Source organism: Streptococcus sp. HMSC078H12 (assembly GCF_001814615.1).
GTDB classification, from domain to species: domain Bacteria; phylum Bacillota; class Bacilli; order Lactobacillales; family Streptococcaceae; genus Streptococcus; species Streptococcus salivarius_F.
Genome location: NZ_KV817316.1, coordinates 319,661 through 333,267, shown reverse-complemented (window position 1 = coordinate 333,267; position 13,607 = coordinate 319,661). Strand labels below are relative to the sequence as shown.

Here is a 13,607-nt window from a genome sequence, read left to right as displayed (position 1 = left end):
ACCACTATATATTGATTTTTTGACCTATTTTAGGACGTAAACAGTGTATCGTTCAACGCCTTTTACAGGGTCTTTTTTATAGTTTTTTGAAAGTGTAGATTTAACATCAGAAGGTAGTTGTGTATCTTGTTGAACAACGATATATTGTGCTGAATCTTGGATAATAGTATCTGAGAGAGCTTTCTGATGACTAGATTTAGCTGTGTTAAGTTCTGGAAGAACAAATTGTGAGGCTGCTTTACGACCGCTTTCCAAATAAATTTTTGCTGAGGAATCGTAAACGTAGATAGTTTCATCTTTTTTGGTATTTTTAGCGAGGTAATTTGCAACAGTACTACGTTCAGTATTATTTCCTAAATTAAATAGGAACATAATGATTGGCATCGCGAAAGCAAATGCAAAGACTGCAATAGGTAAGAAGTAATTACGACTAAGGAATATACCAAAAACTTTAAGTGTGTGAATTTGGTTACCATTACGACGTCGGTGAGAAGTTCGCTCTGCTCTCTTTTTAATAGCATCATCTAAAGAAAGTGCTGTCAAGACTAGACCATAAGGTACGATGTTGAGAATACTGTAAAGTCCAAAACTTTGAGAGAACAAGCTGTAAACCACTGTAAAGATAAAACTAAGGAGTAGTACCCACTTGATGCTCTTATCTTTAGCATCGCCAAGAAGGTGGTTGCTTGTAGTAAGTGCACCAATAAGTAATCCAGAGCCGATGACAGCAAAACTTTGGTAAGCTAACGTAAGTAGAAAGTCATTTTTTTCTACAGCAAGTTGTGTAAAGTTGTAAACCAAAACTTGGTTAATATAGTCCGATGTAATTTGTAAATTTAGGATAAAGTAAAGACATAGATACAATACTAGAATGTTACCAAAAATAATACAAAGAACTTGATAAAAACCACGAGCAAAGTGTTTGTTGACAAGGTTGTAAACGAAGATTGTCACAAGTGACAATATCCAGAAAATAAGAGTTCGAGCTTCAAAAAGAGCTCCCGCAGTGCCAGCGAAGCCGTAAAGAATAAAGGCTTCATCACGACTGTGACCCGCAAAGTAACGAGTTAAGAAGAAGATAGCACCTAGGACAAAAGGCATAGCAAATTGGATAGGGTAGAGCCCACCAAAACCAAGTGTTCCATTAGTGACATAGAAAATAATACTAATTAGAGTGGCAATTTCCTTCTTGTTTGTCATGTGCATGACAGTCTTGTAAAGGTAACTTCCAGAAAGATAGTAGGTAAGGAATTGAATAGGAATCAGCCAAAGAGTTGATCCTAAACGGAAAGCCAGAGAAACTAGTAAGTAATAAAAGAAGCCGCCTGTCGCAAAAAAGTCAGAGTAGGGTAAGCTACCATTGGCAAACATTTTTGCAATGTAAAGGTTTTGAGACTGTATATTATTGGCAAAGTCTGTAAAGCAGGGAACTGATATACTAAAAATACTCAAAATCAAACTGAGAATCAGGATATGGCCTTTATGCTTCCATGGAAGTGAAATCTTAGTTTTTTTCTCTATTTGAGACGAATTTGATTCTTCTGTATGTCCCTGAATTGTCACTTCAATCTTTTCGGATTGATTATCTTGTATATGAAATCGATGGTGGCTTCGATGATAACCTTGGTAGCCACTTGAATCTAAAGTATTGTCTTCGTTGTATGGACTCACAATTAAACTCCTTTGTTGACATTTGGATAGTTATAAATAAAAGGGTCTTATCCCCTAATTGTCTTATTTAAAGTATATCAGATAATACCATTTAGTCAATTTTCCTCTAATTTCTTACATTTAAGAAAAAAATATCTAAAAAAGAGACTGAGATACAATATCCCAATCTCTTTTTAACAAGTCATTTCTTTGCCTATGGCATTGATTATTTTTTAGTTTTCATCGATGAAGCTATTGAAAACTTCTTCAATCATATCCCATTCAGCATCTGAATCTTCAGGGATTGGTTGAAGGTCGCCTTCAGTACCGTCTTCATTTTCAGTGAATGAGTATGCTTGGATTTCAATTTCTCCATTAGCATCTTCTTCAGCACCAGCTGGTACCAAAAGAACATAGTTTTTACCAAATTCTTCGCGTCCATCAATAGTCAACAAGATTTCAAAAAGTGTTTCATTTCCTTGTTCGTCTACTAAAGTGATGACTTCATGATCATGGTTGTGGTCGTGATTGTGTGACATATTGTTCTCCTTTTTGTAGAGAGCACTGAATAGTGAGGAAATCTAGTAGATTTGCTTGGCAGTTTACTAGATTGTCACTTGACTATTAGGTCTCTATTACACTTTCTTAAAACATTCGATCGAGGTAGTTTTGTAGAATAAGTTGGGCAGCTAATTTATCAATAACTTTTTTACGTTTACCACGGCTGACATCTGCTTGTTCAACCAACATACGCTCGGCTTGAACAGTTGTCAAGCGTTCGTCTTGGTAATCTACAGGAATTCCAAAGATTTCCTTGATTTTGTCACCATAGGCTTTGCTTGCCTCAACACGTGGTCCTTCAGTGTTATTCATATTTTTAGGAAGACCAACAACAAATTTTTCTACCTTATATTCTTTAACGAGCTCGCCTAGTCGGTCGAAACCAAACTCTTCAGCCTCCTCGTCAATTTTGATAATTTCAACGCCTTGGGCTGTAAAACCGAGGGGATCACTAATCGCAACTCCTACTGTTTTTGAGCCAACATCAAGTCCCATTACTCGCATTAGAGGTCAATTCCATTTCCTTTAAGATAATAGCGAACGAGTTCTTCAACGATTTCATCACGTTCGTATTTACGAATCTGGTTACGGGCGTCATTATAACGCGGAACATAAGCAGGGTCACCGCTCAGAACATAACCGACAATTTGGTTGATAGGATTATAACCTTTCTCAGCCAACGAACGGTAGACATTTGTCAAAGTATTACTGATTTCATCTTTGCTACCGTCGTCTAGGTTGAAACGAACAGTTTCATCTGTAAATCCCATACTGACACCTTCTTTCTATAAGAATTATCTGTTAGTTCTTTATTATAACATAAGTATAGCCAAAAGGGAAAGACGATGAACAAAAAAAGAGACGACTGGAGTCATCTCTCTTAATATCCAATAAGATTAAACGCGTTCAACTTTACCAGATTTAAGCGCACGAGCTGAAGCCCAAACTTTTTTAGGTTTACCATCAACAAGGATAGTAACTTTTTGAAGGTTAGGTTTAACGGCACGTTTAGTTTTGTTCATAGCGTGTGAACGGTTGTTTCCAGAAACAGTTTTACGTCCTGTAAAGTAACATACTTTAGCCATTTCGTGTTTTCCTCCTAGGTAGAATTTATTACGGATGTGCTAGCACCACATACCAAAACATTCTATCATAAGAATTTAGGTTTGACAAGAACTATTTATAATTTCTTTTTATAACAAAATAGTATATGCTTATTATAATAAGAAAAAATCAGTTAAAAAAGGAGAGAAGATGCCAGATAATCTTGCTCTACGCATGCGTCCACGTACAATTTCAGAGGTGATTGGTCAGAAGCATTTGGTTGGTGAAGGTAAAATTATTCGCCGTATGGTAGAAGCGAATATGCTGTCGTCAATGATTCTCTACGGGCCACCAGGAATCGGGAAGACCTCAATAGCTAGTGCTATTGCAGGAACAACAAAATTTGCTTTTAGAACCTTTAATGCTACTGTTGATAGCAAGAAACGCCTACAGGAAATTGCGGAAGAGGCTAAATTTTCAGGTGGCTTAGTTCTGCTTCTAGATGAGATTCATCGTTTGGATAAAGCTAAACAAGACTTTTTATTGCCACTCTTAGAGAATGGTAATATTATCATGATTGGGGCTACAACGGAGAATCCGTTTTTTTCTGTCACACCAGCCATCCGTAGTCGTGTACAAATATTTGAGTTGGAACCACTCTCTAACGAGGATATTAAGGAAGCTATCCTAGGTGTTCTAGAGGACAAGGAGCGTGGCTTTGACTTTGATGTCCAGTTAGATGAGGATGCTCTAGATTTTATTGCTACGGCTACTAATGGTGATTTACGTTCGGCTTATAATTCCTTAGATTTAGCTGTCATGTCGACGCCAGCTTCAGAAGATGGGCTTCGCCATATTACTTTAGATACAGTGGAAAATAGTTTACAACGTAGCTATATCACCATGGATAAAGACGGTGATGGACACTATGATGTACTTTCTGCTTTGCAAAAATCTATTCGAGGCTCTGATGTTAATGCCAGTCTTCACTATGCAGCACGTTTGGTTGAAGCAGGAGATCTCCCTAGTCTAGCACGACGCTTGACTGTGATTGCGTACGAGGATATTGGTTTAGCTAATCCTGATGCGCAAGTTCACACGGTTACAGCTTTGGAAGCTGCACAGAAAGTAGGTTTCCCAGAGGCGCGTATTTTGATTGCCAATGTAGTTGTTGACTTAGCTTTATCTCCTAAGTCGAATTCGGCTTATATGGCTATGGATGCTGCCTTGGCAGACCTTAGAAAATCAGGGAATTTACCTATTCCTCGTCATTTGAGAGATGGACACTATGCTGGAAGCAAGGAACTGGGCAATGCACAAGATTACAAGTATCCCCATGCTTATCCTGAAAAGTGGGTCAAACAACAATATCTTCCGGATAAATTAAGAGGTGTGAATTATTTCCAACCCAATGAAACCGGGAAATATGAAAGAGCTCTTGGAGCTAATAAAGAACGGATCGATAAGTTATCTAGGTAATACGAGAGGAATCAACGAAAACGATTGCAAAAAAATTGATTTTTCCTCTTGCAATAATTTTCAAAAGTGGTATTATAAAAACATAGAAATTGCTGTGGTATACGAATCCACATATAAGTGTTGACCGACTAATTTTTGTATTATCGGGAGACAGAGGTCTATTAACAGTGTGCAGGCTGGCTCACCCAGAAGCAACTGAAGTTAGTAGCGAGTCGCCCACCTGCTTTTTTACGTCGCGGGTTCAATACAAACCGTGGATCATCGGTACCAATACAGCATCCAGCCTCCTTAGCTCAGTTGGTAGAGCAGTGGACTCTTAATCCATGGGTCACAGGTTCGAGCCCTGTAGGGGGCAGTTTAATATCGAAAAGAGACTTGATTGTAGGTCTCTTTTTTTTATTTTTCTAAGAAAGAACTCACTTTAAACAGAACTTTACGTGCTTGTTTGTCCAAAGGAGAGTTGTTCCAAATGATAATTCCTTCTAAGATATATGCTTTGTGTTATGATATTAGTCAGGAAACAGAATTGAAAAAGGAGACATGTGTTGAAAATTGCAATCATTGGCTATAGCGGCTCTGGAAAGTCGACTTTGGCAAATTTTTTAGGTCAACACTACAATTGTGAGGTTCTTCATTTAGATAAAATTCATTTCACATCAAATTGGCAAGAGCGAACAGTTGATGAAATGACTGACGATATATCAACATTTATGCTACAAAGTGATTGGATTATTGAAGGGAATTACTCGGCCTGTCTTTATGAAGAACGGATGAGGGAAGCTGACTGTATTGTCTATTTCAACTTTAACAGAGTTAATTGTCTCTATCGGGCATTTAGGCGCTATTTAACATATAGGGGAAAGACACGTCCTAGCATGGCAGAAGACTGTAATGAAAAATTTGATTTTGCATTTGTGAAATGGATTTTATTAGACGGACGTTCCAAAAAATATGTCAAGCAGTATCATACAGTTGTTAAAAATTATTCTGACAAGACAACTGTTTTAAAGAATCAAAGGCAGTTAAATCATTATATGAAGCAGGTTAATAGCTAGTAGAATTATTTGGTCATAAAATAGCTGGTAGTTCTATATAAGATGTAAGGATAAAAAAGAGATCGTAAATAACGAGTTGCAATCTTAGCTATAACTGTCAGAATATTTTGTAAGAAGCGCTTTCAACGTTGAACAAATAACCTTTTTTCTGCTATAATAAACTGTAACGCGAAACTTGTGGGTGAAATTCCCACCGTGAAGTTTTTCAAGAAAGGTGGGGACAGCCTCGTAAAGGTGGAGCTGTCCGTTATCAAAATAATATGACATCAGTAGTTGTTGTGGGTACCCAGTGGGGTGATGAAGGTAAAGGGAAAATTACAGATTTCCTAAGTCAAGATGCCGAAGTGATCGCACGTTATCAAGGTGGAGACAATGCAGGTCACACGATTGTTATCGATGGTAAGAAATTTAAATTGCACTTGATTCCATCAGGTATTTTCTTCCCAGAGAAAATCTCTGTTATCGGGAACGGTGTAGTGGTCAATCCTAAATCACTTGTCAAAGAGTTGGAATATCTTCATGCGGAAGGTGTGTCAACAGAGAGCCTTCGTATTTCTGACCGTGCGCACGTTATCTTGCCGTACCATATTAAACTTGATCAACTGCAAGAAGCTGCTAAAGGTGATAATAAGATTGGTACAACTAACAAGGGTATTGGGCCTGCCTATATGGATAAGGCTGCGCGTGTAGGTATCCGTATTGCAGACCTTTTGGACAAAGAAATCTTTACTGATCGTTTGAAAACAAACTTAGCTGAGAAAAACCGTCTTTTCAGTAAGATGTATGAGGCTGAAGAATTATCATTCGATGAGATTTTTGAAGAATACTACGCTTACGGACAACAAATTAAGCAGTACGTTACAGATACATCTGTTATCTTGAACGACGCTCTTGATGCAGGCAAACGTGTCCTCTTTGAAGGAGCTCAAGGGGTTATGCTTGATATTGACCAAGGTACTTACCCATTTGTAACGTCATCAAACCCAGTTGCGGGTGGTGTTACAATCGGTTCAGGTGTTGGTCCATCAAAAATCAATAAGGTCGTAGGTGTATGTAAGGCCTATACGAGTCGTGTTGGTGATGGTCCTTTCCCAACTGAGTTATTTGATGAAGTAGGTGAACGTATCCGTGAAGTTGGTCATGAATATGGAACAACAACTGGACGTCCACGTCGTGTGGGATGGTTTGACTCAGTGGTGATGCGCCATAGCCGTCGTGTATCAGGTATCACAAACCTCAGCTTGAACTGTATCGATGTTCTCTCAGGTCTTGACACTGTAAAAATTTGTGTAGCTTATGATCTTGATGGTGAGCGTATTGATTACTACCCAGCTAGTCTTGAGCAATTGAAACGCTGTAAACCAATCTATGAAGAATTGCCAGGTTGGGAAGAAGACATCACAGGTTGCCGAAGTTTAGATGAGCTTCCTGAAAATGCTCGTAATTATGTTCGACGTGTTGGTGAATTGGTAGGTGTACGTATCTCTACTTTCTCTGTAGGACCAGGACGTGAACAAACAAACATTCTTGAAAGTGTTTGGTCAAATATCTAAAGCCAATAAAAGGAGAATCTAGGAAACTAGATTCTCTTTTCTCACGCCTTAAACTTATAGATTAATATGAATGTTGCAACTGTTAAAAAGGTTACTAATTTTTCGATATGATTAGGAAAGAAACCTTTCTATTTGATTAGTTTTTCGGTATAATATGGATTGATTAAATGAAAATTAATGAGAACCTACTTTCATGATTTAAAAGTGTGTTCGTAATTTTGACAAAGAAAATAAGTGAGCATATCTCTTAATGGTTTTTGGGCAAGAGGTGAATAATGAAGAAGATTGTATTTGTTTGTCTGGGGAATATTTGTCGTAGCCCAATGGCAGAATTTGTGATGAAAGAGCTGGACAAAGGAGAGTCTTTGCATATCGAAAGTCGCGCGACATCTTCATGGGAGCATGGAAATCCAGTTCATCAAGGTACCCAAAAGATTTTAAGGAAATATGCTATTTCTTTTGACTCTTCCAAGGGCTCACAGCAGATTAGTCAGGCTGATTTTGAGTTCTTTGATCTAGTTGTGGGAATGGATGAGTCAAATGTTGAGGATCTTCTACAGATATCTGCAGGGCATTATGACGATAAAATCAAGCTTTTCAGACCTGGTGGAGTGCCGGACCCATGGTACACAGGTGACTTTGAAGAAACATATAAATTGGTAACTGCAGGTTGTCGAGACTGGTTACAGTGGATTAAGGATAGACAATGAATTTTAAACAACTAAAGGATTTTGATTTTAAAAATATTGATATTGACCGAAATCAATTTGAGCGTATCACAGTAGGGGTTATTATTTTATGTGCCCTGTCCTTGTTTTTGGTGACTATAAAAACGCAACATTCTATCAAGATTGATGGGACTAAGATTACCTATAAAGGTCAGATGCAGAACCACCGTTTGAATGGTCAAGGAACTTTGACCTATGACAATGGTGATACCTACACAGGAGAATTTAAGAATGGTTCCTTTAATGGTCAAGGAACCTTCAAATCTCATGAGGGTTGGATTTATCAAGGTGAGTTCAAGTCTGGGCAAGCCGATGGCCAAGGAAAATTGACTACTGAAAATAAGGTTACCTACAAAGGAAAATTTAAGCAGGGGATTTTTAAAGGATGAGAATTAACTGGTTTTCTTATATTCGTGTGACAGGACTATTTTTGGTTCTGATCTATCATTTCTTCCCAAGTATTCTTCCTGGGGGCTTCATCGGTGTTGATGTCTTCTTTACCTTCTCAGGGTATTTGATTACAGCGCTTTTGATTGATGAGGTATCTCGGACGCATCGCATTGATTACCTTGGTTTTATGCGACGACGCTTCTACCGGATCGTACCACCACTTGTGTTGATGGTGCTTATCTGTACCCCTTTGGCACTCTTGGTTCGAAATGATTTTATTGCAGGTATTGGACGTCAAATTACCTCTGTTATCGGTTTTGTAACTAACTATTATGAGATTCTGACTGGGGGAAATTACGAGAACCAGTTTAACCAGCATATTTACCTCCATACATGGAGTCTGGCTATTGAGGTTCACTATTATATTCTTTGGGGTGTCTTGCTTTGGTTCCTAGCTAAGCGTGTCAAACACCAAAATCAATTTAGAGGCCTAGTCTTTATGGTATCTCTTGCCTGCTTTATGGTGAGCTTCCTATCAATGTTTATTAGTGCTTTCTTTGTTGATAGTTTTTCTCGCTTATATTTCTCATCAATTACGCATGCCTATCCATTCTTCCTAGGCTCGCTCTTTGCGACACTTTCGGGTGTGTATGAAACGACCGCTAGGTTCAAGAAAAATATACGTCTTTGGGCTCTGAAAAAGACAGTCCTTTATATGGTAGGGAGTTTTGCCTTGCTCGTATTGTTGGGCTTAGTCCTTCATTTTGAGGAACGCATCACCTATCTATTTGGTTTTGTTTTGGCTAGTTTGTTCACGGCTGTTATGATCTACTCTGCCCGTGTCCTCCATGAGAAATTGCCTGGAAAATCAGAGCCTGCTCTTATTAGTTATCTGGCAGAAATCAGTTATAGTGTCTATCTTTTTCACTGGCCACTATATATTATCTTTAGTCAATTGACCAATAATATTATTGCAGTCATTCTGACAACGATTCTGTCAATTGTTTTTGCGACACTTTCCTACTATATAATAGAGCCATTTATTGCAGGAAGAAAGGCCAGTCTCTTTGGAATAGACCTAGACTTGACGCCGTACCGACATATTGTGCTTTATGTATTTAGTGGTCTCACCTTAATTACAGTGCTTATTTCTCTCTTTGCGCCGGCTGTAGGGAACTTTGAGAAAGATTTAGAAGCTAATGGTTTGTCGCAAGCTCAAACTAAGATGAAATTGACGCGTACAAATGCGGAGAACAGTCAGGCTACTTCATTTGGTGTGAATAAGGGAGTGACAATTTTAGGGGACTCCGTAGCTCTTAGATCAAAAGATCAGCTGGAATCAAGTATTGATAATGTCGCTATAGATGCAGTAGTCAGTCGTAACCTATCAACAATCAACGATTTGCTTAAAGATTACGCGGATAGTAATGCTCTTGCTAAGGATGTTGTCATTGCTGGTGGTGTTAATGAGATTGACGACTATAAAGGCGTTATTAATAAAATCATCAAGAATTTACCTAAGGGTCACCATATTATCTTTGTGACACCATATAATGGTAGTAAATCTGGTAATGAGGCCCAATCTTTGCTTCAGTTACGTAAGTATGAGTTAGAGATGGCTAAGAAATACGACTTTGTGACGGTTGCTGACTGGTATCAAGTGGCTAAAGAAAATATTTCTATCTGGAATGGTACAGATGGGGTTCACTTTGGATCCGATAGCGACTCAATTAACCGTGGCGCTAAACTCTATACTAAGACAATTAAAGAAGCTATAGAGAAAGCTGATAAGGCACCAGTTAAGGGTGGTAAGAAATAATTAAAAGAGAAGGCAAGTCTTGTCTTCTTTTTTATGGACAAATTTTGACTGCATTTTTTGTTTTGTGCTAAAATAAGCCTATGGCAAGAATATTAGATAATGATTTACTAGGAGATGAGGAGTATGTTGAGCGTACCCTTCGTCCTCAGTACTTTAAGGAATACATTGGTCAAGATAAGGTTAAAGACCAATTAAAGATTTTTATAGAGGCAGCTAAACTTCGTGATGAAGCCCTAGATCATACTCTTTTGTTTGGTCCTCCAGGTTTGGGGAAAACAACTATGGCTTTTGTGATAGCTAATGAGATGGGAGTCAATTTAAAGCAGACGTCTGGGCCAGCAATTGAAAAGGCTGGTGATTTAGTTGCCATACTCAATGACTTGGAGCCGGGTGATATCTTATTTATTGATGAGATTCACCGGATGCCTATGGCAGTTGAAGAAGTTCTTTATAGTGCTATGGAAGATTACTACATCGATATCATGATTGGTGCGGGCGAAACAAGTCGTAGTGTCCACCTAGAGTTACCACCGTTCACATTAGTAGGTGCAACTACACGAGCAGGTATGTTGTCAAATCCATTGAGGGCTCGTTTTGGGATTAATGGTCATATGGAATATTATGAGCTACCAGATTTGAAGGAAATTATTGAACGTACTTCAGAAATCTTTGACATGACTATAACACCTGAAGCTGCTCTAGAGCTAGCACGTCGTAGCCGTGGGACGCCTCGTATTGCTAACCGCCTACTTAAGCGCGTGAGAGACTATGCACAAATCATGGGTGATGGCATCATTGATGATAAGATTGCAGACAAGGCGTTGACTATGTTGGATGTGGACCATGAAGGACTAGATTATGTCGATCAAAAAATTCTTCGAACTATGATTGAAATGTATGGTGGGGGACCGGTTGGTCTAGGTACCTTGTCGGTGAATATTGCAGAAGAGCGAGAAACGGTAGAAGATATGTATGAACCCTACCTAATTCAAAAAGGATTCATTATGCGTACACGAACAGGTCGTGTTGCAACGGTTAAAGCCTATGAACACATGGGGTACGACTACACTCAAGAAAGTTGATAAAAAATCCATCTAAGGTGGATTTTTTGTTTAGTCAAAAAAGAAAATAAAGAAAAAGGAAAAAAACTTAAAAAATCCCTTGCAATGAGTAGGTTCTTTTGTTATTATATTATGGTGCTGTAAATACAGCGCTTAGCTATGATACAAGAGGTTGCGACACGCCTGGTTGCACTGCCACGCAATCCGTGTTGGTTTTCTTGAGGAGCTAGCCTATTATCTTAAATAGACGAAAGAGGAGAAAAAATGGCAAACAAAAAAATTCGTATCCGTTTGAAAGCTTACGAACACCGTACGCTTGATACAGCGGCTGAAAAAATCGTAGAAACTGCAACTCGCACAGGTGCGACAGTTGCTGGGCCAGTTCCACTTCCAACTGAACGTAGTCTCTACACAATTATTCGTGCGACTCACAAATATAAAGATTCTCGCGAACAATTTGAAATGCGTACACACAAACGTCTTATCGACATCATCAACCCAACTCAAAAAACAGTTGACGCTTTGATGAAACTTGATCTTCCAAGTGGTGTGAACGTAGAAATCAAACTTTAATTAAAAGCTTGATTCATTGAGCATAAAAAACGCTCGTTAAAAACTTTTTTGAGCATAAAAAACGCTCATAAAAAACTTTTTGAAAAAACAATAAAGTAAAGGAAATATTTTCTCATGACAAAAGGAATCTTAGGGAAAAAAGTGGGAATGACTCAAATCTTCACTGAAGCAGGTGAATTTATCCCTGTTACTGTCATCGAAGCTACTCCAAACGTTGTGCTTCAAGTTAAAACTGTTGAAACAGACGGTTACGAAGCAGTTCAAGTTGGTTTTGACGACAAACGCGAAGTATTGAGCAACAAACCTGCCAAAGGCCACGTAGCGAAAGCTAACACAGCTCCTAAGCGCTTCATTCGTGAATTCAAAAACATTGAAGGCTTGGAAGTTGGATCAGAAATCACTGTTGACACATTCGAAGCTGGAGATGTTGTTGACGTAACTGGTACTTCAAAAGGTAAAGGTTTCCAAGGTGTTATCAAACGCCACGGTCAATCACGCGGACCTATGGCTCACGGTTCTCGTTACCACCGTCGTCCAGGTTCAATGGGACCTGTTGCGCCTAACCGTGTTTTCAAAAACAAACACTTGGCAGGACGTATGGGTGGCAACCGTGTGACAATTCAAAACCTTGAAGTTGTACAAGTTATCCCAGAGAAAAACGTTATCCTTATCAAAGGTAACGTACCAGGTGCTAAGAAATCTCTTATCACTATCAAATCAGCAGTTAAAGCTGCTAAATAATAAGAAAGGAGAAATCAGTTAAAAATGGCAAACGTAAAACTATTTGACCAAACTGGTAAAGAAGTTAGCACAGTTGAACTTAACGACGCTATCTTCGGTATCGAACCAAACGAATCAGTAGTATTTGATGTCGTAATCAGCCAACGTGCTAGCCTTCGCCAAGGTACTCACGCGGTTAAAAACCGTTCAGCAGTATCAGGTGGTGGACGTAAACCATGGCGTCAAAAAGGAACTGGACGTGCTCGTCAAGGTTCTATCCGCTCACCACAATGGCGTGGTGGTGGTGTTGTCTTCGGACCAACTCCACGTTCTTACGGATACAAACTTCCACAAAAAGTTCGTCGCCTTGCATTGAAATCTGTTTACTCAGCTAAAGTTGCAGAAGATAAATTTGTAGCAGTTGAAGCTCTTTCATTTGCAGCTCCAAAAACTGCTGAATTCGCAAACGTTCTTTCAGCTCTTAGCATCGATTCTAAAGTACTTGTTATCGTTGAAGAAGGAAACAAATTCGCTGAACTTTCAGCACGTAACCTTGCAAACGTAACTGTTGCAACTCCTGCAACTGCAAGTGTACTTGACATCGTAAACGCAGATAAACTTCTTGTTACTAAAGAAGCTATCTCATCAATCGAGGAGGTTCTTGCATAATGAATTTGTATGACGTAATCAAAAAACCTGTTATCACTGAGAAATCTATGATTGCTCTTGAAGCAGGAAAATACACTTTCGAAGTTGATACACGTGCACACAAACTCTTGATCAAACAAGCAGTTGAAGCTGCATTTGAAGGTGTTAAAGTTGCTAGCGTGAACACTGTAACTGTTAAACCAAAACAAAAACGTGTTGGACGTTACACTGGTTTCACTTCAAAAACTAAAAAAGCTATCATCACTCTTACAGCTGATTCTAAAGCAATCGAGTTGTTTGCAGCTGAAGCTGAATAATCAAAGGAG

General features: G+C 38.8%; 16 protein-coding genes, 1 tRNA gene and 1 other RNA gene. 13 read left to right on the top strand and 5 right to left on the bottom strand.

Translation table 11 applies throughout. The features are described 5' to 3' along the window. Window positions 1-24 precede the first annotated feature (24 nt). The 5 genes from HMPREF2979_RS03075 to rpmB form a co-directional block, all read right to left on the bottom strand. On the bottom strand, window positions 25-1,671 hold the full coding sequence (locus HMPREF2979_RS03075; RefSeq protein ID WP_070655051.1) for a hypothetical protein: 1,647 nt from the start codon (window positions 1,669-1,671) through the stop codon (window positions 25-27). Between the two features lie 212 nt (window positions 1,672-1,883). Then, entirely contained in the window at window positions 1,884-2,189 is a 306-nt protein-coding gene (locus HMPREF2979_RS03070) for a DUF1292 domain-containing protein (RefSeq protein WP_002887079.1), read from the bottom strand. Window positions 2,190-2,295: 106 nt separating this feature from the next. Continuing rightward, window positions 2,296-2,715, bottom strand: coding sequence for a Holliday junction resolvase RuvX (gene ruvX / locus HMPREF2979_RS03065; RefSeq protein ID WP_002887078.1), 420 nt, complete (start codon window positions 2,713-2,715; stop codon window positions 2,296-2,298). Continuing rightward, entirely contained in the window at window positions 2,715-2,981 is a 267-nt protein-coding gene (locus HMPREF2979_RS03060) for an IreB family regulatory phosphoprotein (protein ID WP_002885737.1), read from the bottom strand. The genes ruvX and HMPREF2979_RS03060 overlap by 1 nt, the downstream gene beginning before the upstream one ends. 126 nt (window positions 2,982-3,107) lie before the next feature. Then, window positions 3,108-3,296 carry a 50S ribosomal protein L28 gene (gene rpmB / locus HMPREF2979_RS03055; protein ID WP_002885786.1) on the bottom strand — a complete coding sequence of 63 codons (189 nt, stop codon included), beginning with the start codon at window positions 3,294-3,296 and terminating at the stop codon, window positions 3,108-3,110. Between the two features lie 169 nt (window positions 3,297-3,465). Here rpmB and HMPREF2979_RS03050 point away from each other — a divergent pair, with 169 nt between their 5' ends. The 13 genes from HMPREF2979_RS03050 to HMPREF2979_RS02990 all read left to right on the top strand — a co-directional run bounded on the left by HMPREF2979_RS03050 (window position 3,466) and on the right by HMPREF2979_RS02990 (window position 13,598). Beyond that, window positions 3,466-4,734: a replication-associated recombination protein A gene (locus HMPREF2979_RS03050; protein WP_002885641.1), complete on the top strand. Its 1,269-nt coding sequence runs from the start codon at window positions 3,466-3,468 to the stop codon at window positions 4,732-4,734. 86 nt (window positions 4,735-4,820) lie between these two features. After that, a non-coding RNA gene (ssrS, locus tag HMPREF2979_RS03045) (6S RNA) lies at window positions 4,821-5,016 on the top strand. Next, window positions 5,017-5,089: transfer RNA gene (locus HMPREF2979_RS03040), tRNA-Lys, on the top strand. It abuts the RNA gene before it with no gap. A 190-nt stretch (window positions 5,090-5,279) separates the two neighbouring features. Continuing rightward, window positions 5,280-5,789, top strand: a complete 510-nt coding sequence (locus HMPREF2979_RS03035) for a DNA topology modulation protein (RefSeq protein WP_070655049.1) — start codon at window positions 5,280-5,282, stop codon at window positions 5,787-5,789. Window positions 5,790-6,049: 260 nt separating this feature from the next. Beyond that, the gene (locus HMPREF2979_RS03030; protein ID WP_070655047.1) at window positions 6,050-7,342 is read left to right on the top strand and encodes an adenylosuccinate synthase; all 1,293 of its coding nucleotides are present in this window, start codon (window positions 6,050-6,052) and stop codon (window positions 7,340-7,342) included. Window positions 7,343-7,617: 275 nt separating this feature from the next. Next, window positions 7,618-8,052 carry a low molecular weight protein-tyrosine-phosphatase gene (locus HMPREF2979_RS03025; protein WP_070655045.1) on the top strand — a complete coding sequence of 145 codons (435 nt, stop codon included), beginning with the start codon at window positions 7,618-7,620 and terminating at the stop codon, window positions 8,050-8,052. Continuing rightward, entirely contained in the window at window positions 8,049-8,459 is a 411-nt protein-coding gene (locus tag HMPREF2979_RS03020; RefSeq protein ID WP_002885750.1) for an MORN repeat-containing protein, read from the top strand. Before HMPREF2979_RS03025 ends, HMPREF2979_RS03020 begins: the two co-directional genes overlap by 4 nt. Then, window positions 8,456-10,279: an acyltransferase family protein gene (locus tag HMPREF2979_RS03015; protein ID WP_070655043.1), complete on the top strand. Its 1,824-nt coding sequence runs from the start codon at window positions 8,456-8,458 to the stop codon at window positions 10,277-10,279. Before HMPREF2979_RS03020 ends, HMPREF2979_RS03015 begins: the two co-directional genes overlap by 4 nt. An 80-nt stretch (window positions 10,280-10,359) precedes the next feature. Next, a complete protein-coding gene (gene ruvB / locus HMPREF2979_RS03010) occupies window positions 10,360-11,361 on the top strand; it encodes a Holliday junction branch migration DNA helicase RuvB (protein ID WP_002887068.1) in 1,002 nt (333 codons plus the stop codon). A 243-nt stretch (window positions 11,362-11,604) separates the two neighbouring features. Next, window positions 11,605-11,913: a 30S ribosomal protein S10 gene (gene rpsJ, locus HMPREF2979_RS03005; protein ID WP_002885653.1), complete on the top strand. Its 309-nt coding sequence runs from the start codon at window positions 11,605-11,607 to the stop codon at window positions 11,911-11,913. Between the two features lie 114 nt (window positions 11,914-12,027). Continuing rightward, window positions 12,028-12,654, top strand: a complete 627-nt coding sequence (gene rplC / locus HMPREF2979_RS03000; RefSeq protein WP_002885755.1) for a 50S ribosomal protein L3 — start codon at window positions 12,028-12,030, stop codon at window positions 12,652-12,654. A gap of 24 nt (window positions 12,655-12,678) precedes the next feature. Next, on the top strand, window positions 12,679-13,302 hold the full coding sequence (rplD, locus tag HMPREF2979_RS02995) for a 50S ribosomal protein L4 (RefSeq protein WP_002885795.1): 624 nt from the start codon (window positions 12,679-12,681) through the stop codon (window positions 13,300-13,302). Then, window positions 13,302-13,598 (top strand): 50S ribosomal protein L23, encoded by a 297-nt coding sequence (locus HMPREF2979_RS02990; protein WP_002887066.1) that lies wholly within the window; start codon window positions 13,302-13,304, stop codon window positions 13,596-13,598. The genes rplD and HMPREF2979_RS02990 overlap by 1 nt, the downstream gene beginning before the upstream one ends. Window positions 13,599-13,607: the final 9 nt, after the last annotated feature.